The sequence below is a fragment of the Pseudoalteromonas sp. MBR-15 genome (assembly GCF_053628915.1).
In genome coordinates, this window is the sequence record NZ_JBRJHH010000002.1 from 158,031 (window position 1) to 183,559 (window position 25,529).

Genomic DNA, 25,529 nt, shown 5'->3' on the forward strand with positions numbered 1-25,529 from the left:
TTATCCTTGTTCAGGTGTCTCAAACGTCATTAAAATTGGGTATTTTAAATACGCTTGATCATAAAATGGGGTACGCTCATAAAGCCAATTCAGACGCGCTTCTGGATCATTCGCAAATTGTTTATCTTCACGAATTTTCTGATCAAACTCTAATGCAAGGGCCGGTTTTTCTTTTAGCATCTGACGAGCATATGGCATGAGCGCGTAATTTTCCATGTACTCAGTACGTTGAAAAATGGTGTTAAACTCACCCCATGAAAAAAATGAATCAGGGGCTTCAGGGTGCAGCAAATGTGTTGCCAATTCTGAGTAGGGTTGCGCCGTTGAGACTTTATACCAGCCCTGTACATCTACTTGCACAGGGGCATAGTCAAATTTGGCATCTACACGAAAACGCCCTTCAAAGGGAGCTTTAGCAAATGTATAGTCGACTACGCTTGCCCGTGTCATCACTGCTGTTGGCGTGTTATCAACCGGAGTAACGTCGATACCGTGTAACTTAAGTTTTTTGATTATATTGCTATACGCAGGTGGAATGTAAAACGCACGAGGAACATGAACCGTTTTCTTAACGTCTTTTTGCCAAAAAATCGGCAATGACTCATAGTTTTTAGCTTCACCGAGGTATTTAACTTCAGCTTGCCCTGTAAGCGCGCTTTCACTGCGTGAATAGGCAATGCCTTTAAATGCGAGTGTGTCGGGTTGCTTTGCGTAACTTCGCTCAACAACGAGTTGTCTCGGTTTAAAATCGAGCTCTTTTTTTACAGCGGCATTTAATGCTTTATCGTTAGCTGCAAGCGCATCAATAGCGCCGTCGATAAACACATAAGTGCCTAACACACGCTGCTTGTAAGGTTTTAAAGAGTGATTTTCAACTAAAATACTAGGCAATGAACGTAAGTCACCCCACCCATTCGAATAACGAGGTGTCGCAACCCATCCTGCTAAGCCTTTTTTAAAATCGCGCTTGTCCATAACAAACACTAATGGCCCAGGTATGTGCCCTGCTTTTTCTAATTTGGCATCAATGACAGGTTTAAACAGGGTGTCTAGCGCTTCTGACACACTTGGTGACTCACTTGAGAACACAGGATTGTACCCATACGTGACATCGTATTGGTAATCAGCGCCATCTGTTACATGTACATCAATATAAAGGTCGGGTTTGAATTGATTTATAACCTGCATAACCCCTTGTATTTCGGGGGTATCAAGCTTGGTATAATCACGATTTAAGTTTAAATTTAGACCGTTAGTTCTAAATCCCATTTCTGCTGGGCCGCGTTGATTTATACGGTTAAATTGGCTGCTACGTTCGTGACCATCTACATTCAGAATTGGAATGAACAGTATGTTTACTTTACTTAAAATATCACGACGCTTTCCGGTCGCAATATCACGTAATAGCATAAACATGGCATCTTTACCGTCAATTTCCCCGCTGTGAATACCCGCTTGAACAAAGATAGTTGGTTTGGTATCTGCAACAAGTTGTGTTGGCTCAAACAACCCTTGCTCATTAGCAACAAGCATTTTTATTGCGCGGCCACTGCTACTTGTGGCAATCGTTTTTACTTTAAATTGAGTAGGATTAGCCGCAACGAGTCGATCTACAAAAGCCATTGTGTCTGCATAATTTGGCGATAAGGTGCCATCACTTAATTCAAAATCAGTCGTTAATGGCCCTTTTTCTTGCATTAATGACACACTGTTACCTTGCCACGGTAACAAAGGAGGTAGGTGGCTGTCTAAAGTCACTACAGTAGATAAAAACACTAAACTGGCAAACATATCACTCTCAAGTGCGGTACTTATTCTATTAACGGGAATTATAACAACTAATTAGAATAGATTGCGTAAACTGCGGTGATTCAACAAAAAAATGGAGCAAATGACAGGACGTGATTATTTAAAGATTCACGGTTCAAGGAGTTCTAAGATCAAAAAAAGGAGCACTAGGCTCCTTTTTAAACTGTATCAAAAGCGAAAATTAAGCCGCTAGGCCTTCTTTAGCTTTTGCAACAAGCGCTGCGAATGCAACTTGGTCGTAAACAGCGATATCTGCAAGGATCTTACGATCGATTTCTACAGATGTCTTTTTAAGACCATTGATAAAACGGCTGTATGAAAGACCGTTTTGACGAGCTGCTGCATTGATACGTGCAATCCAAAGTTGACGGAAAGTACGTTTCTTAGCACGACGGTCACGGTAAGCGTATTGACCCGCTTTAGTAACTGCCTGGAAAGCTACGCGGTAAACACGTGAACGTGCTCCGTAGTAACCTTTAGCTTGTTTTAAAACTTTTTTGTGACGTGCACGTGCGATAACACCGCGTTTAACTCTTGCCATTTCTGAAGACTCCTATTAAGCGAATGGTAACATACGTGAAACTAGACCATGGTCATTCTTATGAACCATCATCTTAGGACGTAAGTGTAATTTACGCTTAGAAGTTTTCTTAGTCAGAATGTGACGAAGATGCGCTTGTTTACGCTTGAAACCGCCAGAAGCAGTTTTCTTGAAACGCTTAGCTGCGCCTCTGTGTGATTTTAGCTTGTAAGCCATTGCAATAACTCCAAATGTATTGCTCAACAATATGGCAAGCAGGCGAGAGATATAAATAGCTCTTCTTTCAAGGCCTAACTTACCGCCATTATCCGGTGAAAGCCCAGTACTAATGCACTGCAACTTTACTTAAACCGGTTATTTCAGGTGAACAGCATGCTGTTACTTGATGACCTGAGATAAATTCGGTGCGTATTATCGCTTGTTTATTGCTTTTTAGCAATAGGTGCCATCATCATAACCATTTGGCGACCTTCAACACGATTTGGGAAAGATTCAACTTGTGAAACATCTTCCAAATCAGCTTTAACACGATTTAATAATTCAATACCAATTTCTTGGTGAGCCATTTCACGACCACGGAAACGAATAGTAATTTTAGCTTTATCACCCGCTTCTAAGAACTTACGCAAATTGCGAAGCTTAACCTGGTAATCACCTTCATCCGTGCCTGGACGGAATTTGATTTCTTTCACCTGGATTTGCTTTTGCTTTTTCTTTTGTTCTTTTAGTTCTTTGCTTTTCTCAAAGATGAACTTACCGTAGTCCATAACCTTACAAACAGGTGGCTCAGCATTAGGACTGATTTCTACAAGATCTACACCCGCATCATCAGCCATAGCTTGCGCCTCTTTTAATGACACGATGCCAGCTTGCTCGCCGTCAATGTCAATTAAACGAACTTCTTTAGCTGTAATATCTTCGTTGATACGATTTTTTTGAGCTGTTTGTTGCCCTTTCTTGCCGCCTCTAATGGTACGATCCTCCAAGAATATAAAATAAAAAGCGTGTAGTTGGCTGTTTGTTATGCCCTACACGCTCATGATTTATTGTCGATTTTTTATTTCGTCGCTAATTTTTGCAATGAAATCATCAACATTAAATTTGCCTAGGTCTTCACCTGTGCGAGTGCGTACTGCCACTTCTTGTTGTTCAACTTCTTTGTCGCCTACAACAAGTAAGTAAGGAATACGTTTTAACGTATGTTCACGGATTTTAAAGCCAATCTTCTCATTTCTCAAGTCAGCAGCGGCTCTAATTCCAAGTTTATTTAATTTTTGTACAATTTCTTGCACATAGTCAGCTTGTTTATCCGTGATATTCATGATCACCACTTGCTTAGGTGCAAGCCATGTCGGGAACAATCCGGCGTATTCTTCGGTTAAAATACCAATGAAACGCTCAATCGAACCTAATATAGCACGGTGTATCATAACTGGTGTACGACGTTCGTTATTTTCTGCAACGTATGTCGCACCTAAACGACCTGGTAATGCAAAATCTAATTGCACTGTACCACATTGCCATGCACGGTCTAAACAATCATATAATGTAAATTCAATTTTCGGACCGTAAAACGCCCCTTCACCCGGTAAGTAATCAAACTCAATGTCGTTTACTTTCAGAGCTTCTGCTAACGCAAGCTCTGCTTTGTCCCACATTTCGTCTTCACCGATACGTTTTTCTGGGCGAGTAGACAGTTTTACAACGATCTTTTCAAAACCGAACGTTTCATACGTGTCGTAAACCATTTTGATACACGCTGATACTTCATCCATAATTTGGTCTTCAGTACAGAATATATGTGCATCATCTTGTGTAAAACCACGAACACGCATTAAGCCATGTAATGCACCTGATGGCTCATTACGATGACAACAACCAAACTCAGCCATACGCAATGGTAAGTCACGGTATGATTTTAGACCTTGGTTGAAAATTTGCACATGACCAGGACAGTTCATTGGTTTAATAGCATATTCACGCTTTTCAGATTCTGTGGTGAACATGGCATCTGCGTATTTATCCCAGTGCCCTGATTTTTCCCACAAAACACGGTCCATCATTAATGGGCCTTTCACTTCTTCGTAATCGTACTCACGTAATTTTTCACGAACGAAGTCTTCAAGCTCACGGTAAATGCTCCAGCCGTCATTATGCCAAAACACCATACCCGGCGCTTCTTCTTGCCAATGCCATAAATCAAGTGCTTTACCAATGCGACGGTGGTCACGTTTTTCAGCTTCTTCTAAACGTTTTAGATACGCTTTAAGTTGCTTTTTATCTGCCCATGCTGTGCCGTAAATACGTTGCAGCATTTTGTTTTCAGAATCACCGCGCCAATAAGCACCCGCCACTTTCATTATTTTAAAATGTTGGCAGAATTTCATATTTGGTACGTGTGGGCCACGACACATGTCAATGTATTCTTCGTGGTGGTATAAACCTAGGCGGTCATCTTTTGCGATATTCTCGTCTAAGATTTCCATTTTGTATGTTTCACCACGTGCTTCGAATGTATCACGCGCTTCTTGCCAGCTTACGGTCTTTTTAACCACATCGTAGTTTGTTTTTGCAAGTTCAAGCATACGCTTTTCGATGGCGTCTAAATCGTCTTGACTTAATGAGTGATCCATATCGATATCGTAGTAAAAACCATTGTCGATCGTTGGACCAATTGCCATTTTCGCGTCAGGGAAAAGTTGCTTAACTGCGTGACCAATAAGGTGCGCACAAGAGTGACGGATGATTTCTAAACCGTCGTCATCCTTGGCAGTAATAATTTCTAAGCGCGCATCGTCGGTAATTAAGTCACATGCATCAACACGATTACCATTTACACGACCGGCTATGGTTGCTTTCGCTAAACCTGGGCCAATATCGCTGGCAACATCATATGTACTTACTGGGTTTTCAAAACTACGCTGACTGCCGTCAGGAAGGGTAATAACTGGCATTATAAATCCTTATACAGTGGTGATGCCTACAATGCATCACATGTAATTTTTTAAATAAATTTTGAGTAACTCTGCAACGCTTTTACGAATAAGCATTGCCATTTGGTGCCTAAAAGACGTGTATTTACTGAGTCTTCGCAAATACAAGCACCCATTGTCGCCGCTAGAGTCCTCAAATACAAGTATTTAGGTGAGTAAATTGACAATTACTTAAGTCATTTCATACTTAACAGGTCAGTACTTTAACGGTGATCACGATGCCACACACGCATACGCTCAAGTTTGCTAGTTTGAATTTACTTAACTACACTGCCCCCCCTTATTCGTTTTACCAACAGCATGAACGCTATAACAACACGCAGTGGCAGCAAAAGCAGCAGTTTGTGCGTGATTTTCTGTTTGATTCGAAAGCCGATGTGGTCGCGTTTCAAGAGGTTTTTAGTGCTCACGCATTAGAAATACAGTGTAAAGAAGCCGGTTATGATTATTTTGAAACCGTTGACTCCCCTTCGCACGATGCGCTGTACCCTCAAGTGCTGTTTAATCCTATTGTTGCTATCGCCAGTAAATACCCTTTCACTTGTGTCGAACCTTTGACTCCCTGCCCAGAATTGCTTGAATACCTCAACAACCAAAGTGATTTTAAGTTTAATCGCACGCCTATAAAGTGTTTCTTGGACTTTCCTGAATTTGGTGAGGTGTGCTGTTATGTTGTGCATTTTAAATCACAACGTGTGCAATCTATGGCGCACATACTCAACATACATAACCTTGAAGATCCCTTATTGCAGTTGCTGCACCAAACAGTTGGCGCAATGCAATCGCAAATATCACGCTCATTAGAGGCGTCTATTGTTTATTACGATGCGTTAAAAACACAGCGTGAAAAACAATGTGCCACCTTGGTGATGGGCGATTTTAACGACGTGCTGACAAGCCCCACATTATCATTTATGACACAAGGCTTTCACCCGACTCGTTGCGAGCCCTGTATAGCAAATAATGAACCCGTCGTCGGCTTAACAGACGCCTACCTATTTTGCGCTGCTAGTGAGAACAACACAAAGCCGTTTAGCCACTATTATCACGGCAAGGGAAACGTGCTCGATTATATTTTGGTCTCTGCGCATTTTAATCCACAATGCGCACTATCAAAGGTCTCAAAGCTGGAATACGAAAGCTATGATGCGCATTTAAACCCCCACCAAGCAGTAGAAGATATTACAGTAAGTGACCATAGTTCGATTGCAATTAAAATTCATTTTTAAAGCAACTGTTTTTCAGGACGTTACTTGCTATAATTGCGCAAATTAAGTTATTTAGAGATTAACTATGAGAACATGCGGTGTAGAAATTACAGGTAGTGATGTACTACTGTGTATTTTAACGAAAGATAACGACGTGTTTGATATCCGTGATGTAAGACAAACTCGCTTTACGTTAGGCGATGGTAATGACACAGAAGTTATGCGCAAATTTCAGTTTGATTTTAGAAAACTGATGCAAGATTACCAAATTGATTCTGTTGCAATTAAAGAGCGTCAACCTAAAGGTAAATTTGCAGGCAGTGCTAAAGGTTTCAAAATGGAAACAGCCATTCAACTTATTGAAGAGTTAGATGTGCAAATTTTCAGCGCAACAACAATTAAAGAGCAGCTTAAACGCAATCCACTGCCTATCGAATTTGAAGACACTGGACTGAAAAAGTTTCAAGAAAACGCGTTTATCAGTGCCTATGTGTACTTAATGCGAAAAACCTATAAACAGGATCAAGCGTAATTTATCTTGTTTAAAAAGAACGTGCTACGGCACGTTTTTTTATGCCTGCCAAAAACCATTCTTTTCTCTTAATTTAGCTGCAATCACTGTACATTAGTCTTATAAGACTTTTATTTGTCGACAATCTGTGCTTAGTTAACACTGTAAGCTGACACTAAATGAACACGCAGTGTATTCATTTTTGTTATTTTCGCATCAAGTCCATGACAACATTTTAATAGGACACGGAGAAAACAATGCAAGCAAAGAACATACATAATAACAGTCTCCCATTAACACAAAGCTATTTTAAAGGTCGCACTGACATTCCACTCATAGAGCAAACCATTGGTCAGTACCTAGATAACATTGTCGACAATTACCCAGAACACCCCGCGATTGTTGTTAATCATCAAAATATCCGCCTTACGTATAAAGAATACCAGCAACAGATTAACCAACTTGCGATGGGCTTGCTGTCAATTGGCGTTAAACCCGGCGATCGTGTGGGTATTTGGTCACCCAATAACATTGAATGGTGTTTAACACAATTTGCTACGGCGAAAATAGGTGCCATTATGGTGTGTATTAACCCTGCCTACCGCCCAAGCGAGCTAAAATACGCATTAAACAGTGTCGAATGCTCAACACTCATCACCGCTGATGAGTTTAAATCGAGTAATTATATCGACATGCTAAATGAACTTGCACCTGAACTAAAAAATGCAAATGCAGGCAATTTAGATCTTAAAGCACTTCCCCATTTGAAAAATATCATTCGCATTGGCGAACGTCCTACAGCGGGAATGTATTGTTTTAGCGACATAATGCAACGTGCGACTGATGCACATAAACTTGAGCTTGATGCGATTAGTGCAACATTAAAAGCAGATCAAGATATCAATATTCAATTTACCTCGGGTACGACAGGAAACCCTAAAGGCGCAACGTTATCGCATAAAAACATTCTCAATAATGGTTTCTTAATGGCACAAGCCATGAAACTAACCCATCTTGATAAATTATGCATTCCAGTTCCGTTATATCATTGTTTTGGCATGGTACTGGGCAATTTAGTGTGTATTAGTAAAGGGGCTACTGCGGTTTTTTCTGGTGATTCCTTTGATCCGAAAACAACGTTAGATGTTGTTGAAAAAGAACGCTGTACAGCACTTCATGGCGTACCCACTATGTTTATTGCCGAACTTGAACTAAAAAACTTTGCTGATTATGACTTATCAAGCCTGCGTACAGGTGTTATGGCTGGCTCCACATGCCCAGAGGAAGTCATGCGCAAAGTACAAACATTAATGCACATGAAAGAGGTGGTTATTGGTTATGGACAAACTGAATGCAGCCCGATTAACAATGTAACCGAAACCGATTCACCACTGGAAAAACAAGTGACAACAGTAGGACGAGCACTTGCCCATACCGAGGTGAAAATTATTGATGAACTTGGCGATATCCAAAAAATTGGTGTGCCCGGTGAAGTATGTAGCCGAGGTGCGGGTATTATGCGTTGTTACTGGAACGATGAAGAAAAAACCAATGCCACTATCGATGAACACGGCTGGTTACATTCTGGCGATTTAGGTGTGATGGACGAACACGGTTTTGTAGCGATTGTTGGTCGTATTAAAGATATGATCATTCGCGGCGGCGAAAATATTTACCCTCGTGAAATAGAGGAAGTACTATACACCTACCCAGGTATTCAGGATGCAGCGATTTTTGGCATCAGTGATGAAAAATATGGTGAAGAAGTGTGTGCGTGGATCCAACCAAAAGAGGATGCCGTACTTGACGAAGATACCATTCGTGAGTTTTTAAAAGACAAGCTGGCTTATTTTAAAGTGCCAAAGCACATTCGCTTTGTCGACGAATACCCGATGACAGTTACAGGCAAATTGCAAAAATTCAAAATGCGTGAACAGATGCAAGAACTACTCAACGAAAAGGCATTTTCGTAGTTTAGAAACAGTAAAGCTCAGCAAGGCTGAGCTTTACATAAATAGGCAATCAGACAGAAAAAATCATTGGGCTTAAACACGCCCACATACACGCTTCTTATTTGTCTAATATAATATCGAAACCACCATAAATCATGCGTTTACCATCAAATGGCATGGGGTTGTTTTCAGGGCTCATACGTGAATCCTCCATTAGTTTCTGCCAGCCGCTATCGCGAACAGCTTTTGAAGGCCAGATGACCCATGAAAACACCACCGTTTCATTTTCATCCGCTTTTACAGCCATGGGAAATGAAGTGACTTCACCCTCGGGTACATCACTCCCCCAGGTTTCGACCACCTTTAACGCACCGTATTCTTTGAATATTTCGGCTGCAAATTCAGCATGTGCAAGGTATTTTTCTTTATTTACTGTGGGTACAGCAGCTACAAAACCGTCGGCATAAGACATAAGTTAACTCCTTTAATAAGCATGTTAAACATAGTCTATTAGCAAAAAAGTGGCTAGCTATTTTCATTAGCAGCGCATTCTTAACATTAATAAGTGTTCTGCGAGTTAAACAACGCCTTGCTTAAGCATCGCCTGAGCAACCCGTTCAAACCCTGCAATGTTTGCACCGAGCGACAGGTCGTCTTCACTTGAATAACGCTTTGCCGTTGCTGATACTCTATAAAAAATGTTTTTCATTACTTGTTGCAGTTTTTCGTCAACCTGCTGTGGCCGCCATGTTTGCAAGCTTGCATTTTGCGCCATTTCAAATTGACTCGTTGCAACCCCACCAGCATTAGCAGCCTTGCTTGGACCTAAATATACATCGTGTTCTTGAAATATAGCGTGTGCCTCAGCGGTCGTTGGCATGTTTGCACCTTCACAGACAATTTTACAGCCATTATCGACAAGCGCTTGGGCATCTTTTTTAGTTATTTCATTTTGTGTGGCGCACGGTAATGCGATATCGCCGTTAAAGTGCCAAACTTGGTGACCATCTTTTGGATACTGACCCACAGGGATATACTCTGCTTGTGGGTGCTCGTTCAAGTAATCACGCAGCGCAGCGCCCTGCTCTTTTTTTAAGTGTTTTATTAATTCAACGTCAAGGCCATCTTCACAATATAAGGTGCCTTTTGAGTCACTGCAGGTCAAAATAATCGCATCGAATTGTGACAGTTTTTCCATTAAATACAGGGCAACATTTCCAGCCCCTGACACCAAGCAACGTTTACCTTTTAGTGAATCATTTTTAGCATCAAGCATGGCACTAAGAAAATAGGCGATACCATAACCCGTTGCTTCGACTCTTAATGAAGAGCCCCCTAACAGAGTGGGCTTACCTGTAAGTACCCCATTATATTGGTTTGTAATCCGCTTGTACTGACCAAATAGATAGCCAATTTCTCGCTCCCCAACACCAATATCACCTGCAGGCACATCGGTTTGTGCACCAATATGTCGGTACAACTCTGTCATAAAAGAGTGACAAAAACGCATAATTTCATGATCACTCTTTCCTTTTGGATCAAAGTCAGCCCCTCCTTTTGCACCGCCTAAAGGAAGCCCTGTTAACGCATTTTTTAAAACTTGCTCAAAGCCTAAAAATTTGACCACGCTTAAATTAACACTCGGGTGAAACCGTAATCCCCCTTTGTAAGGACCAAGAGAAGAGCTAAATTCGATTCTAAATCCCCGATTAACTTGCACGTTTCCTTTATCGTCTAACCAAGGCACGCGAAACATTATCTGTCTTTCAGGCTCAACTAAACGCTCAACAATCGCATTATGTTGATACACGTCATTTTCTTTAAGAATTGGGGTTAATGAGGTAAGCACTTCTTCAACGGCTTGATGGAATTCCTGTTCGTGTGGGTTAGAATCCTTTACAGTTTGCAGCATATTTTCTAGATATTGCATGTCAGCTCCTTTTTCAAGCTATTGAAATGTCTCACTAGTTTTAAACTCACTGATGAGACAAATCGATCACTTTATAATAAAGACGTGTTATTAGGTTTTAAGGCTCATTATTCGCCCATTCGAATGCACCCACATCACCCGGAAAAACAACGGGTGATTCAATACCGTCTTTATTTACTGCTGCAACACCAAAATAGTAGTTATCAATCACCACATTTTTTAACGTCGCTGTTGTCACTTTGCCAACATCACGACTAAATTGCCACTGGGGTTCACTGGTATAACGCCAGTAAATTTTATAGCCTGTAATTGTAGGATCATCACTGTGGTGCCACGATAAGGTGGTGCTTGGTTTAACGGCCCCTGAAATACTGACTCCCGTTGGTGGTGCTGGCGCCCATGCCATTGACGCAAGACTCACTGCATTTAATGACGTTAACTTTGCAGCATATGCAAAATCAACATGATCAATTGTATCACCATATGTAATGCCATCTTCGGTGCGCAAGTCTTGATGTTGTTGATTATAATTTTCGTTGGTTTCCATTATACGAACAGCAGCAAAGCCAACATCGTTGAATGGGCGATGATGCCCTCCACGCCCAAACCTGTCTAATCGATACACCAACATGGTATCAAGATTTTCTATGTATTTGTCGGCGATTGTATCGATGTAACGTGCGAGGTTGCGGCTCGCAGAATCGACTTCTCCCCCGGTAAACCGACGCTTATGGGCTTGTTCTTTGGTTTCAATAACCCGTGTGCCTTCAGAGAAAATACGTGCGGTGGTGTTATCTGTTACACCATTAATACCGGTAGAATTACCGATCATATCGTTATTTAAGACAGCATGTACTCGCCAGTTATTATCTTGCGCGTATTTCGCTAATATTTTACCACCAAACAATCCTTGCTCTTCACCTGATAGTGCGGCATAAACAATCGAGCCATTAAATGTGTATTGTGACAACACCCGCGCAGACTCAATCACACCCGCTACACCTGAGGCATTATCGTTCGCACCCGGTGCATCTGAGGTGTAGTCCATCACATCACTGACACGAGAATCGATATCACCCGACATCATAACCATCCGATTAGGGTCAACCTGTCCTCGCTGAATGGCAATTATATTTACCACCTCAACAGGGTTTGGAATACGTTTTTCGCCAGAAATAGTGTCTTTGACCTCAATGATTTCAAGGCACTGGCCACACGCTTTTGAAATTGCTTCAAACTCCGCTTTTATCCAGCGTCTTGCAGCCCCAATACCACGAGTATTTGATTTAGTCTCTGATAAAGTATGTCGCGTGCCAAAATCAACCAAGGTTTGAATATCTTGCTCTATACGGGTCTTTGAAACTGCACTGGCTATTTCATGCAACGCTCGTTGGTTATTAACTTCAGGCGTTGTGGCGTGTGCAGCCGTTGCTAATAGTAATGATGAGCCAAACAAAACACTGCTCGTTGTTATTGTTTTTCGCTTTAACATAGTGTCACTCCTTCAATGAATCATTCAAGGCTAACTAATATTTCGCTTCAAGCAATAGTAATGAGTTAGAAGACAGATTATTAGGTTAAAGCTATGAGATGAACTTTAATTGAGAGGCTGACAGCTTCAAGCTATAACGGTATCGAGCTGTTCGTTCATCCCGTTCGCAGTCAAACAAGTAGTCACATGCTAAATCATCAAGTACACGTTGTAGCTCTGTTTTAATCTTATTACGGTTCTGATCCAAAGTTTTGCTCTTTAAGCCACCATCAAGATCACGAATTGCTTTTTGATGACCACTATATTGCAACATTAACTTGGCTAATACCTGACCACTTTTTTGATCGGGTTTAGCTTGTGGTGGATTCAAATAAGCAGGCTCACCCTCAAACTTTCTTTTCGCATACCAAAAATAATAAAGTAAAGGGGTTTTGGAAATTCTGATAGGTACACCATGGATAATCACTTGTTGATTAACTAAGTCAAAGCACAACTCATCGTCAGCCTCTGCCGCTTGCAATGCGTTAGACATCGTTAACCCCTGCTTTAACGCAATACTTAGCCAGCACCGTTGCTGTGCTGGTAATGATTCTAGTTGTAACGCTTGCTGGGCAGTTAATTCATTAATTAAACCTTGATGTTTTAAATCGTCAAACCAACTTGGTTCTGTAATCGCCTTTATTTCTTCAATCGCGGCAGTCCTTGTTTCATCATACGCCGCTATGTTGTTGGCATTAATTTTATGCTTTACAAAAAGACTCAACAGATAATCAATTAATACCCCAAGCGCAGTTAATATACTAGCGCAAATAACCACCAGCCAAAAACGAAATTTAATTGAGCTAGCTATGCTTGCATAAAGCCTATGATTACCAAATTGCCAGCTGAGCGTATTACTGCCTAAAAGCTCTATTTTACTGAGGTTTAATTTAGTCACAGTCAATGACTCGACTAAATTTATCGGTAATTGAGATACAAAGGTAATTTCATTCATGTCTTGTGCTAACGAATGGCTCATTCGCAAAAGATCATGGCTTTCATCAATAGCATTATTGAGTGATGGGTTAACTACCTTAGGGAGTTGATCTGCAAGTGTCATCAATAGTTGCTGTTTCGCACTCTGCCCTGACATGAAAACAAGCCCAACAACAATGACTAAAAATAAGACGAGCATTTTTAAGTAGCTCATCTTAACCCCCCATCTAAACTATAAGGATGCGTAGTATGAACTTTTAAAAGTCTTGTTTGATATTGTTGTAAATAAGATGTCAGCGGCGCAGCTAAATAAGTATATTGATTATTGAGATACCAAGACAATGTCGATGAAACATGTTGTAAGGGCAGCGTTTTTGATATAGGCCAATGCCGAAGCTGCTCATGATGACCTACACTTGGAATTATATCGAGCTTTTCCGCCATGAAATCATTGACCAAACTTTCTCTATTTGGATAAAAAACAAGTTGTGCAATATCAAGGCCGTGACCAAGCTGTTTTAACTCACTCATTGGAGCTAGATAACCAGACTCGCTTCGTTTGTCGTCAAGTAAACCGATTCGTTTATTCTTTAATGAATTTGCCGAAAGTAGCATGTTGTCTTGATGTGAAAACCATGAAATCTGATAACTAGGAAAACTTAATATTGCCGTATAAAAATCATCCCAATTTGGCAGTAACCCGCTTAAGGCATAATCACGATTTAAAATAAGTGCATAATTGTCATTGAGTAATTGTTCTGTATTAAGCATCTCTCTGGGCTGCCAAGATACTGTGACTGTCTCAAAGGGTTGGCCAACTAGCAATGAGCCACATAACTTTTCAGCAAACACCTCTACTTGCCAATTAGTGGGCAAATAAATATGAAAGCGCTTTTTACCACTAGGCTGTTTAACATTACAGCGATAAGTGTATTGCTGCTTTAAAGTCAATGGCTCAATTGTCTGATGGGTAAAAAAAGCCATGCAAGACAAAAAAAACGCAATGACAATAAGCAGCTTCAAAATGTAGAAAACAGAATTATGGGGCATTTATTATTTTTAAAGGAGTCTTTTAAATGACTAATTTATAGCATTTATATTACAAAGTTATGAAAAGCGATTTGATTACTTTTTATTATCAAAGAAACATAAATTCACACCTTACCTGTTCCCTTATTCGGTTAAGTAAATTAATCATAAAGACATCTCTAAAAAAACAATAAACCTATGTTTTATATAAACAAAAATTTAAAAGATATCCCTGTATTTTGAATCATTTATTTTTTAACCAAACTGAAATATTTCTATTCCATTCTTTCAGCAACTTTTTAAACAGCAAAAAATAACCCGGAGTATTCAAGTGACACCATTTACTCGAAATCGATTAGCAGCGTGTGTTGTACTTGCCTGTTCATCGTCATATAGCTATGCAGAACAAACAAGCGATTATAACCAAATAGAAGAAGTCGTCGCTGTGGCATCTCCCATCAAAGATAGCCAAAAAGCTGCAATCATGGCAAAGCAATCAGCCTCAAATTTTGTTGATATTGTAGCAGCTGATACCATTGGACGTTTTCCTGATCAAAACTTAGCAGATTCATTAGGGCGCGTTCCTGGTCTCGCTATTGAACGGGATCAAGGCCAAGCACGATATATTAACTTCCGCGGTGCGCCATTTCGTTACACCACAATTGCTATTGATGGCATAACCATTCCTGGCGCTGAGAATGGCCGTATTCCACGTTTTGACAGCTTCCCTTCTGTTATTACCAGTCGTTTATCAGCAAATAAAGCGATTATGCCTGATATGCCTGGTGAATCGATTGCTGGTTTTATTAATATCGAAACCTTTAACCCCTTTGATGTCGAAGGTTTCTCACTCGCCACTGATGTAGGTTTAGGTAATCAAGCATTAGGGGATGGTGATATTAGTAAGTTCTCAGTTCGTACTTCATGGTCTAACGAAAATGTAGGCATTAGCTTGTTCGCATCACAAAACAGCCGTGAACAAATCACGGATAACCGCGAGTTCGACTTAGAATACATGGATGGAGAGCTACTTGTTAACGAACTTGATATGCGAAGTTATAAAGTAAAACGTGAAGATGAAGCCTATGGTGGCCGATTAGAATATCGTCCAAGTGATTCAATGAACCGTTTTTTCTTCAGTACTCTTTACAGCAAGTTCCAAGATCACGAAGAGCGCAACCAGTATGTTTTTGACTTTGCAGGCGGTGCAGAAACTTCAGGCAGCAACTTAGTTTCGGGTGAGACAGGTACCGGCCTTGCATTGGTAAGCCGCTCATTAGAGTATGGTTTGTATGAAAACTCGACATGGTCCAATACCCTAGGCGCTGATTTACAGTTAGGTGATTGGTTTTTAGAGGCACGTACAAACTTCACTAAAACAGAAAACGATGTGTTTTTACCCCTGCCATACAGCTTATATGGCGCTGCGATTGCAAGTTATGATGTATCAGATATAAACGACCCACTTGTCACGCTTGCACCAGGCACTTCACTTAATGATATAGACTATGGCTATGAAATGTTGTTGGTTTACGGTAGTTCATTATCGATTGATAGCCTGCAATTTAAACTAGATGCAGAAACTGACTTTGCTTTCGCAGGGCTTAATAACACCTTTAAAATGGGGGTCGGTCATGACCAGCGTGAAGCACAAGGTTTTGGCACAAATGGTGGCATGGCATCACTTAATGGCATTAATCCAAGCGACTATGTTACTGATAAAGCGTGGCATACTGATTTCACAAACAGTATTAACGGCACTTACTACAACAATAAACAGCTTCGAGCAGATTTAGAAAGCGCATCAGGTGGGCTTACGGTCACACCTGATAACGCCAGCAAAATAAATATCGATGAAAAAATCACCACAGCGTATGCCATGGTTACCAACCAATTCAAATGGGGCTCAGTGGTCAGTGGTGTGCGTATTGAAAGTACAGACTTCACGAGCAGTGGACCAGAGGGTGAACATTCAGATACCTTTACTGAAGTATTGCCGAGCGTGAATTTAAACGTTGACTTACATGATGACGTTAAATTCAGAGCTGCACTTTCAACGGGTATGAGCCGGCCTACTTACAATGAATGGCGTGCATCAGCGTCGATTGATACCACAGAGCAAACCATATCGGGTGGCAACCCATTCTTAGACGCTGAGTCTTCATATGGCGCTGATATATCATTAGAGTGGTATGCAGGCGATGCAAGTCTTGTTGCATTGGGTGCTTTTTACCGACACATTGATGATGTGATTTATGCGGATACTACCTATATTGATGCAGGTAACTACATCAGTGAGTTTGCCGGTGAACAATGGAAATACACTGGTTTTGTAAATGGTGACGAAGGTCATTTCCAAGGTATCGAGCTTAACTTTATCGGCCAAGCGAGTGACTTTATCTCGCCTAGTTGGGATGGTTTTGGCTTTTCTGCCAATCTAACATTATTAGAGAGTGAATTTACCACGCTTTCAGGTAATAGCTTTAGTTTACCGGGCACATCAGACATGATTTTCAACAGCTCCGTTTACTACGAAAACGACCTATTCTCTGCGCGTTTAAATTATCAGTATCGTGATGACTGGTTATCTACCACAGAAAACGACAGCATGGGTGAATACTGGGCTGCACAAACCCGTTTAGACTTATCACTCAGTTATACATTAGCAGAGCCTGTGTATGACGCAGGTGTGAGCTTTTACGCCAACATCAACAACCTTACCGATGAAATTGACGTACGTTACATCGGCACAGAAGCAACCCCTAACCAAATTGAACGCTATGGTCGCCGTTATATGGCGGGTGTACGCATCAACTTCTAACCTACTTTTTAACTTTACAGCTCAGAGTTTAATAGCTCTGAGCTGAGTAATAGCCTAGGAATAACTATGAAAACAGTGTTTAAAAAAATTGCCATTGCTGCTTTAGTATCATCAACGCTTGCAGCGTGTACGACAACTGAGCCCAAAGTCGCTATTGAATCTGCGCAGACTAATTTTAATAATGAGAACTATCAAATTAGTTGGCAGCAAGATATCCCTGCACCTGTTGATGTGCTGGTATCAACGACGCCAGATTTAAGTAAAGCAACAATAATTGCTGATGATATTTCTACCAATGTATTTGATTGGCTACCGAGCGATGAGCATCAGCGTTACTACTTTTTTGTAAAACCAGAAAATGGTGAAGCAATTATGACCACAACTCGACTAATTCCACTTGAAGGCGGCCGTAACTTCCGCGACTTAGGCGGCTATAAAACACAAGATGGTCGCACTGTAAAATGGGGTAAAATTTATCGTTCTGGGGTTTTAGCAGGGCTAACAAACAATGATTATACGCTTATCAATAGCTTAAATATCGATACTCTAGTTGATTTTCGTGCTAATTCAGAACGTGATTCAGAAGTAACAGTGTGGGCTGCTGATAAAGTAGAAATCATTGACCGTGACTACGAAATGGACTTTGATATGGGGCAAATCGGCAAAGTACTTCGCGACCCTAACTTAAGCCGTGAAAAGCTTGAAAATATCATGGTACAAATGTACCCACGCATTGTTGAAGATCAAAAACAGAACTACACGCAAATGTTCGACCGTTTAGTCAATAAAGACGGTGGTTTATTGTTTCATTGTACTGCAGGAAAAGACCGAACTGGGATCAGTGCAGCACTGATTTTGACCGTGTTAGGAGTCGATCAACAGACAATTATGAACGACTACCTAGCATCAAACGACTATCTCGACTTTGAAAATATGCTTGCAAAAGACACCGGTAAAATGGATCCCAAATATGCAGCAATGATGCAGTTTTTTGCCCGTCTACCAAAAGATGTGGCGATGCCACTTAAAGGAGTAACTCAACCTTTACTTGAGTCTGCAATTCAAAGCATGGAAAAGCAGCATGGTAGCGTACTTAATTATATTAAAACTGAATTAGACGTAAGCGATGAAGATATTCAAATTTTGCGCGCTAAATACTTACTGTAAATAACGTAGTGTTCACTCTAAAGTTACCCTGTGTTTTGAGCGCCGGGTAACTTTATATCATCGTTATAAAACACAACTTGATTCCCCCCCGAATGCTTGGCACGGTACATGGCTTTATCAGCACATTGAATCAAATACTCTGCATCACCATAATATTCAGGAAACATTACGGCCCCCATACTAGGGGAGTAAGCAAGCTCGGCATCGTTAAATTCAAGTGGCTTTGCTATCTCTTTCTTTAACGTGTCGACCAACATAAGAATGTCTTGCTTGTTCTTAATACTGTTTAAAATGACAACGAACTCATCACCCCCTAAGCGACCTACACTGTCATTTTTTTTAAGCACATGACGAATTCGCATCGCGATGGTTTTTAATAATTTATCACCTGCTGCATGACCATGAATATCATTAACTTGCTTAAACCCATCTATATCAATAAACAACACCCCAAGCACCGACGAAAGCGTATTAGCGATTGACAGTGATTCTTCAAGTTGGTTTATTAAAAAGCTTCTGTTTGGTAAGTCAGTGAGTGGGTCATGCCCTGCTAAATAGATAAGCTTTTGTTCGAGGTTTTTTTGCTCTGTTATGTCATACGCAATGGCGACTCTGACTTGCTTCTCTTGTGACCAATACACTGACCACAAAACATGCACGATCCGGCCATCTTTTCTTACCCAGCGATTTTCAAACCGTGGATGCTGATTGTTGTTCATTATTTGGTTAATTGCGTGTATGGTTTTTGCTCTGTCTTCGGGGTAAACAAAATCGAGCATTTGTCTATTAATTGCTTCGCCAGGTGAATAACCAAAAATAGTTTCGAAGGCAGGATTTGTAAAAAGTAAGCAACCTTTAACATCTACAACACACACAGCGTCTAGTAAAAGCTCAACAATATCAGGCAAATATTCAGATGTTTTTGTATTCATAAGCGACTTCTAAGCAACCCCTACTCTGAGTATAGCCGAAACAAGGCAAGTCACTAAACCACTAAAAATTAATTTTTGTTCGGGTATAAGCGCTTAGATAACCAAACAGAAATGCCACTAAAAAAAGCAATGCCCATAAAATCAGCGACTAAATCAATAAAATCTAACGTCCGAGTTTCAACAAAGTATTGACTCAACTCCTCTAACACCACGAACGTTGTCACGATTGCTGCGGCATAATAGATAGTGTACCCGGCCACAACAAACGTTTTAAATTTAAAGGCAAGATTAATAAACAAAGTAAGTAACCCAAACAGGCAAAAATGGCCTACTTTATCACCGTAAGGAATGGCAGCAACGAGATCAAAAAACACCGCTTTTTGACCCGTATTAGCGAGGTAAATTACCCAGCCGATAAAAATAAAAAAAGCAGCAGCTAAAACGACCAGTGCGCGTTGTAACATGTTATTACTCCATATGAGATGTTAAGAATAAAAACTGATAAGGGATCACTCGACGCCAATAATGCCAGTCATGTTTCCCAGCACGCTCAATATAGTCATGGCGGATTCGCATTGCGAGCATAGCGTGGTGTAATGCACGATTCTGTTCAATAAAAAAGTCATCAACCCCTATATCGAGCATAATCGCTAAACTGTCGTCGCCTTTTTTCCAAGCCGTATTGCCGGCAGCTATTTTATGAAGGTTGTTTATTATGGCAATATCATCCCAGCGGGCTTTATTTTGTGCATAACTGCCCAGCACATTTGCTAAGTCAAATTCTGCCGAAAACGGCCTTACATCAACCCCAGCTGAGATACCCGATACCGCAGCAAACCGTTCAGGGTTATTAATTGCAATATGTAATGCACCAAAGCCTCCCATCGACAAGCCTGTTATTGCTCTGCCTGATTTACTGGCATTCGTTGCATATGTATTATCAATAAAATTAACGACATCATCTGCAATGTATGTTTCGTATTGAGATGCGTTATCAACTTCAGAATCAACATACCACGAACCATAGTTACCATCCGGATTGACGATAATGACGTTATAGTGATCTGCTAATCTTTCTATCTCTGTCAGGTTTGACCAATCGGTATGGTTTCCGCTAAAGCCGTGCAATACGTACACCACGTTATAACGTACAGACGAATTGTAACCCTGCGGTAGAATGACAGTCAGCGGCTTTTCAATCGCTGTTTTTTGACCTTTAAACGTAACGGTTTCGAGCTGATACGCACTGACAGGCAAACACACTAATAGCGACAATGCACAGAGTAATTTTTTCATGATGGCGTCCTTTTTCCTGCTATGTTTTCATTAATTTAAATACATGTAAATACATGAATAAATGTTGTATTTTAAACGTTATTTTTATCATAAATGCTCTGCTAAAAAGCCAGCTCAATGATATAGTACCACTACTTAATTTTATAAAAGCGTCGCTTATGTATCGTATATTTGAACGGATGACCAATCCATTTCCTAAAGAAAAGCCTTCTCAGCCGCCCAATAGTTTGTTTGCTTTTTGCCGCCATTATACGCGAGGCATGGAGCTGTCATTATTCTTTATGTCATTAAGTGCAGCTGCATTAGCTATTTTAGAGGTTTCTCTTTTTAGTTACATGGGTCAGTTAGTTGACTGGCTAGGCCAATACACACCAGAGACTTTATTTGTTGAGCAAAAATCTGAGTTGATCAGAATGGCTGTGATACTGCTTGTTGTGTTGCCTATTGTGGTGTTTTTTCACTCTGCGGTTTTACACCAAGCACTCCTAGGTAACTACCCAATGTCTATACGTTGGTTAGCTCACCGCTACTTACTTCGCCAAAGTATCAGTTTTTATCAAAATGAGTTTGCGGGCCGTATTGCGACTAAAGTAATGCAAACCTCTCTTGCAGTTCGCGAGGCCGTGATGAAGCTGCTCGATGTTTTGATGTACATTGTGGTGTATTTTGGCGCGATGGTATTTTTAGTCGCAGAATCTGACTGGCGTTTAATGATCCCACTATTAGTTTGGTTACTATTATATGCCGCCATTCAACTGTACTTTGTTCCTAAGCTAAAGCGTGTTGCCAGCTCTCAAGCTGATGCACGCTCAGAAATGACAGGCCGTGTAGTCGATAGTTACACCAACATTTCAACAATCAAATTGTTCTCTTATACTCAGCGAGAAGAGCAATACGCCAAAGACAGCATGGATGTGTTTTTACAACCTGTTTATAAGCAAATGCGTTTAGTGACGAGCCTTAACTTTTCTATCAATACCTTAAATTATTTACTGGTCTTTAGTATTGCTGCCTTATCTTTATACCTGTGGTCGATTAGCGCTATTTCTGTTGGTGCAATCGCTATTGCTGTCAGTCTTTCATTGCGATTAAACGGGATGGCACAGTGGATCATGTGGGAAATTAGCAGCCTATTTGAAAACATTGGCACGGTTGCCGATGGTATGAAGACTTTATCGACGCCTATCGAGGTTGACGATCAACCCAACGCGTCAACGCTTGCGGTATCGAAAGGTGCAATCAGCTTTGAAAACGTGCAGTTTAATTATGGTAAAGCAGCAAATGAAACGCACCGAGGCCCCGTTATTAATGGTTTAAATTTAAACATTAAAGCAGGTGAGAAAATTGGCCTAGTTGGCCGCTCAGGTGCCGGTAAATCAACGTTGGTTAATTTGCTTCTTCGCTTTTACGATGTTGATTCCGGAAATATCACCATTGATAACCAAAATATTGCTACGGTAAGCCAAGAGAGCTTACGTAAACACATCGCAATGGTGACGCAAGACACATCACTACTGCATCGCTCTGTAAAAGATAACATCTTATATGGTAGACCTGATGCAACAGAAGATGAAATGTTAGCCGCAGCAAAACAAGCAAAAGCGCTTGAGTTTATCGAAGATTTAGAAGACAGCAAAGGCAATAAAGGGTTTGCTGCTCAAGTGGGTGAACGAGGTGTCAAACTATCTGGGGGACAGCGCCAGCGAATCGCCATTGCACGCGTACTACTCAAAGATGCACCCATTCTCATTTTGGACGAAGCAACCAGTGCGCTTGACTCCGAGGTCGAAGCCGCTATACAAACCAGCCTTGATGATTTAATGACGGGTAAAACGGTCATCGCAATTGCCCATCGCTTATCAACCATTGCGCAAATGGACAGACTCATCGTGCTGGATGAAGGCGGTGTTGTTGAACAAGGCAGTCATGAACAATTGATAGCGCAAGGCGGTATTTATGCTGCCTTATGGTCTCATCAAACCGGTGGTTTTATAGGTGTTGAGTAGTAAATCGCGTATTTAAACGCTTAATCGCAGAGGCATTGATAATTCATTCAATGCCTCTTTTTTTCGCTAATGTGGTTTAAAAACAAAGCACGTTAGGCTTAAAAAATGATGACCACTACACTAAACGTAACCCTATTAATACAACGAGGGCTATATTGGCAATCGCTGCAATCAAAAAGAAATAGCTGCGCGGGCTTGGGTTCTTTTCTGTTGCAATAGCGTAATACAGCAGCATGTGAATAATCCTTGCTATCACATACACCCAGATACACAGAGCGAATACATTACTATTCACATTTAGAAAAAAACCTAAAAATACCGCACCTAAAAACAACGGGCTATTTTCTAAACTATTCATAAACGTGCGATGCGCACGAAATACAAAGCTTTCATGACCCAAAGATGCGTTAAACTTACCAGGTACGGCACCGGGTTGTTTTGCCTTAACAACCGCAGCCACACCCCATTGAACAATAAGCATGATTAAGTAAACATAGACAGCAAAATAAGCAGACAAGGTTAATTCAGGCATTGTTAATTCCTTTTGTTAAAATAAGACGAATTCTTTTAACCTTGCAAAAAGCCAACCAAATTAACCCACTGATTTTTAATGAGATTAATTTTTTTAAATCTTAAAGCTGCATAATTAGTACGGACTGTGTATAAATTTTACAATGTGTGTGCCACATGCAATATACGCTTATTTCCCGCGACCACTTCATTAAGTGCCCAACCTTATGCCCTAAAATATAAAGTACCCTAAAACATAAAGTACCCTAGCATTGCCATAAAAACACTGATAACCCGCTGTTTCATTTATTCAAGGCGCGAACATTCTTATCAAGACTGTTTAAAGAGTATTTTGCTTTCTCGAAGAGCTAAATAAAGTAAAATCAGACATATCATTTGTTGTCGATAAAATGCCCCAGCTCCTGCGATGTACCACCGCGGGCCGAGCGCGCTTTGCTGCTGTAATGAATGACCAACAGGCTGGCTACTTGCTGCCTATGTCACCAAGCGGATGCGCTATATACTATTATACGCTTGTCAGCGGTCACTGAATTGAAAAGTCCGATATTAGTAGTGCACCGTAAGCTTTGCTTGTGCTGCAACTCGGGCAATCACTGTTGCTTTGCATTCATTAGAGATTGAACCCAGTTTACAATGTGTTGTTGGTGACATTAAAGTTCTGTTCTTTAGTTGCAAAACCAAATGATTGTGCGTAATTAACATGACCAGGGAATGCGCTGAACACGCTTTGATAAAGTTAACTCACTCAACGTTCACTGCCATTTAACTCACTACGCTAAATGAATGTGTGTATGACGTAATACCGCAAACAGCGTCGCAAAATAAACAAGAATATTTTTTATTGTGCTCATTTTTACTATATTGATTTAAGAACGTTAAAACACTAAAAAGAGTAAATAAATTCAATCAAATAATTGTAATTAAGTATGCTAACTATCAATTTACTTGCACTTTTGAAGTAGTTTTCGTTTTGCCCCCTCAAATCTCACCGTTTTTACTTTACCCTCAGAACCACACATTATATCGTGAGCATTTACAGACAGCACTTCTCACACGGTGGCTTTGCTGCCTAGCGATGAGTTGATTAGCTAAAATTCACTATTCTAATAATAAAAAGGTTTTACATGCGTTTAGGACCCGGACTTCTTGTCACTGCTGCCTTTATAGGCCCAGGCACCATTACCACCGCAAGCGTTGCAGGGGCAAACTTTGGTTTTGCTTTAATTTGGACACTCTTATTTTCAGTTATCGCCACTATTTTGCTGCAATCTATGGCTGCTAGACTCGGTGTTACAACGGGACAAGACTTAGCAACTGCACTGAGGACAACCATCAAAACGCCTGTGTTTAAGTTATTAGCCGCGTTTTTGGTGATCAGCGCAATAGGGATTGGCAGTGCAGCCTATGAAGCAGGCAACCTCTCTGGAGCAAGCCTGGGTTTACAAGAAATATTGCCCTCGTTTAACCCTTTGATTTGGACACCTTTGATTGCAATTTTAAGTGCCGTGCTGTTGTATACCGGAAAGCATAAAGTAATTGAAGGTGCATTGATCGTTTTAGTTGTGCTGATGAGCTTGGTCTTTATTTCGACATTAATAATGGCTGCGCCGCCCTTAACTCTCGTTTTAAAGGGCTTTATACCAAGTTTACCTGAAAACTCCATTACCACGGTATTAGCCTTAATCGGCACCACCATTGTTCCTTATAATCTGTTTTTACATTCAGGCGTTCTTGCCCAAAAACATGACAAAAATAAAGATATTGAAAAGGTTATTAAAGAAACGAATGTAGATACCAGTATCTCAATAACCCTAGGCGGTATTATTACCTTAGCAATTTTATCAACAGCTTCCGTGGCATTTTATGGCACCGATGCGGGTAAAATTTCTGCAGCCAATATGGCCGTACAACTAGAGCCTTTGTTGGGTGGAATGGCCCACTACTTTTTTGCTATTGGCTTATGTGCTGCGGGCCTCACCAGTGCAATAACGGCCCCTTTAGCGGGTGCATATGCCGTGTGTGGTATGTTGGGTTGGTCAACAAAAATGAGTAATACACGCTTTAAAGGTGTGGCAATTATTATCTTAGCGTTTGGTGCGGTTGTGGCGTCTCTCGGACTTGACCCTGTTGCGGTGATCATCTTTGCACAAGCAGCCAATGGCTTACTCCTGCCGATTGTGACTTGCTACCTTGTTTGGTTGGTGAATCAAAAATCAATTATGGGAGAATACACTAACTCTGTTTTTGTTAATGTTGTTGTTTTCCCTGTCTTGTTACTCATTTTTAGTTTAAGTATTTATAAATTATTCAGTTTGATTTTCTAGAGTGATAGTGCG

21 protein-coding genes are annotated in these 25,529 nt (G+C 40.7%); 7 read left to right on the plus strand and 14 right to left on the minus strand.

Annotated features, from left to right (window positions below; all coding sequences use genetic code 11):
* The 5 genes from ACSSVW_RS03805 to thrS all read right to left on the minus strand — a co-directional run bounded on the left by ACSSVW_RS03805 (nt 1) and on the right by thrS (nt 5,304).
* Nucleotides 1-1,791, minus strand: a complete 1,791-nt coding sequence (locus ACSSVW_RS03805; RefSeq protein ID WP_454178881.1) for a M14 family metallopeptidase — start codon at nt 1,789-1,791, stop codon at nt 1-3.
* Nucleotides 1,792-1,990: 199 nt separating this feature from the next.
* On the minus strand, nt 1,991-2,350 hold the full coding sequence (rplT, locus tag ACSSVW_RS03810) for a 50S ribosomal protein L20 (RefSeq protein ID WP_036968189.1): 360 nt from the start codon (nt 2,348-2,350) through the stop codon (nt 1,991-1,993).
* 15 nt (nt 2,351-2,365) lie between these two features.
* Nucleotides 2,366-2,566 (minus strand): 50S ribosomal protein L35, encoded by a 201-nt coding sequence (rpmI, locus tag ACSSVW_RS03815; protein ID WP_004587840.1) that lies wholly within the window; start codon nt 2,564-2,566, stop codon nt 2,366-2,368.
* A 206-nt stretch (nt 2,567-2,772) separates the two neighbouring features.
* A complete protein-coding gene (gene infC, locus ACSSVW_RS03820; protein WP_074989585.1) occupies nt 2,773-3,336 on the minus strand; it encodes a translation initiation factor IF-3 in 564 nt (187 codons plus the stop codon).
* A 57-nt stretch (nt 3,337-3,393) separates the two neighbouring features.
* Entirely contained in the window at nt 3,394-5,304 is a 1,911-nt protein-coding gene (gene thrS / locus ACSSVW_RS03825; RefSeq protein WP_454178882.1) for a threonine--tRNA ligase, read from the minus strand.
* 257 nt (nt 5,305-5,561) lie between these two features.
* Between thrS and ACSSVW_RS03830 the strand changes: the two genes are divergently transcribed.
* From ACSSVW_RS03830 to ACSSVW_RS03840, 3 genes are all read left to right on the plus strand, one after another.
* On the plus strand, nt 5,562-6,572 hold the full coding sequence (locus tag ACSSVW_RS03830) for an endonuclease/exonuclease/phosphatase family protein (protein ID WP_118844335.1): 1,011 nt from the start codon (nt 5,562-5,564) through the stop codon (nt 6,570-6,572).
* Between the two features lie 64 nt (nt 6,573-6,636).
* The gene (locus ACSSVW_RS03835; RefSeq protein ID WP_036968178.1) at nt 6,637-7,083 is read left to right on the plus strand and encodes a DUF3010 family protein; all 447 of its coding nucleotides are present in this window, start codon (nt 6,637-6,639) and stop codon (nt 7,081-7,083) included.
* 236 nt (nt 7,084-7,319) lie between these two features.
* Nucleotides 7,320-9,035 (plus strand): AMP-binding protein, encoded by a 1,716-nt coding sequence (locus ACSSVW_RS03840; RefSeq protein ID WP_454178883.1) that lies wholly within the window; start codon nt 7,320-7,322, stop codon nt 9,033-9,035.
* A 97-nt stretch (nt 9,036-9,132) separates the two neighbouring features.
* Here ACSSVW_RS03840 and ACSSVW_RS03845 read toward each other — a convergent pair whose 3' ends face one another.
* The 5 genes from ACSSVW_RS03845 to ACSSVW_RS03865 form a co-directional block, all read right to left on the minus strand.
* A complete protein-coding gene (locus ACSSVW_RS03845) occupies nt 9,133-9,486 on the minus strand; it encodes a DUF1428 domain-containing protein (RefSeq protein WP_036968171.1) in 354 nt (117 codons plus the stop codon).
* A gap of 105 nt (nt 9,487-9,591) precedes the next feature.
* On the minus strand, nt 9,592-10,944 hold the full coding sequence (gene gdhA / locus ACSSVW_RS03850; protein ID WP_454178884.1) for an NADP-specific glutamate dehydrogenase: 1,353 nt from the start codon (nt 10,942-10,944) through the stop codon (nt 9,592-9,594).
* 97 nt (nt 10,945-11,041) lie between these two features.
* Nucleotides 11,042-12,436 (minus strand): M28 family metallopeptidase, encoded by a 1,395-nt coding sequence (locus tag ACSSVW_RS03855; protein WP_454178885.1) that lies wholly within the window; start codon nt 12,434-12,436, stop codon nt 11,042-11,044.
* Between the two features lie 91 nt (nt 12,437-12,527).
* The gene (locus ACSSVW_RS03860) at nt 12,528-13,625 is read right to left on the minus strand and encodes a hypothetical protein (protein WP_454178886.1); all 1,098 of its coding nucleotides are present in this window, start codon (nt 13,623-13,625) and stop codon (nt 12,528-12,530) included.
* Complete coding sequence (locus ACSSVW_RS03865; RefSeq protein WP_421418314.1) at nt 13,622-14,395, minus strand: substrate-binding domain-containing protein; 774 nt, start codon at nt 14,393-14,395, stop codon at nt 13,622-13,624. Before ACSSVW_RS03865 ends, ACSSVW_RS03860 begins: the two co-directional genes overlap by 4 nt.
* Before the next feature lie 376 nt (nt 14,396-14,771).
* On the opposite strand from ACSSVW_RS03865, the gene ACSSVW_RS03870 reads away from it, so the two are divergent.
* Nucleotides 14,772-17,261: a TonB-dependent receptor gene (locus tag ACSSVW_RS03870; protein ID WP_454178887.1), complete on the plus strand. Its 2,490-nt coding sequence runs from the start codon at nt 14,772-14,774 to the stop codon at nt 17,259-17,261.
* A 66-nt stretch (nt 17,262-17,327) separates the two neighbouring features.
* The gene (locus tag ACSSVW_RS03875; RefSeq protein WP_454178888.1) at nt 17,328-18,428 is read left to right on the plus strand and encodes a tyrosine-protein phosphatase; all 1,101 of its coding nucleotides are present in this window, start codon (nt 17,328-17,330) and stop codon (nt 18,426-18,428) included.
* Between the two features lie 23 nt (nt 18,429-18,451).
* Here the strand turns inward: ACSSVW_RS03875 and ACSSVW_RS03880 are convergent, their stop codons facing one another.
* The 3 genes from ACSSVW_RS03880 to ACSSVW_RS03890 form a co-directional block, all read right to left on the minus strand.
* The gene (locus ACSSVW_RS03880; protein WP_421418318.1) at nt 18,452-19,360 is read right to left on the minus strand and encodes a diguanylate cyclase domain-containing protein; all 909 of its coding nucleotides are present in this window, start codon (nt 19,358-19,360) and stop codon (nt 18,452-18,454) included.
* 68 nt (nt 19,361-19,428) lie between these two features.
* Nucleotides 19,429-19,824, minus strand: a complete 396-nt coding sequence (locus ACSSVW_RS03885; protein ID WP_065979974.1) for a VanZ family protein — start codon at nt 19,822-19,824, stop codon at nt 19,429-19,431.
* Between the two features lie 4 nt (nt 19,825-19,828).
* A complete protein-coding gene (locus ACSSVW_RS03890; RefSeq protein ID WP_180310860.1) occupies nt 19,829-20,656 on the minus strand; it encodes an alpha/beta hydrolase in 828 nt (275 codons plus the stop codon).
* Between the two features lie 158 nt (nt 20,657-20,814).
* On the opposite strand from ACSSVW_RS03890, the gene ACSSVW_RS03895 reads away from it, so the two are divergent.
* Entirely contained in the window at nt 20,815-22,662 is a 1,848-nt protein-coding gene (locus tag ACSSVW_RS03895; RefSeq protein ID WP_065979997.1) for an ABC transporter ATP-binding protein, read from the plus strand.
* A gap of 115 nt (nt 22,663-22,777) precedes the next feature.
* Here the strand turns inward: ACSSVW_RS03895 and ACSSVW_RS03900 are convergent, their stop codons facing one another.
* Entirely contained in the window at nt 22,778-23,194 is a 417-nt protein-coding gene (locus ACSSVW_RS03900) for an MAPEG family protein (protein WP_036968147.1), read from the minus strand.
* A gap of 1,123 nt (nt 23,195-24,317) precedes the next feature.
* On the opposite strand from ACSSVW_RS03900, the gene ACSSVW_RS03905 reads away from it, so the two are divergent.
* Nucleotides 24,318-25,517 carry an Nramp family divalent metal transporter gene (locus ACSSVW_RS03905; protein ID WP_421418323.1) on the plus strand — a complete coding sequence of 400 codons (1,200 nt, stop codon included), beginning with the start codon at nt 24,318-24,320 and terminating at the stop codon, nt 25,515-25,517.
* Nucleotides 25,518-25,529: the final 12 nt, after the last annotated feature.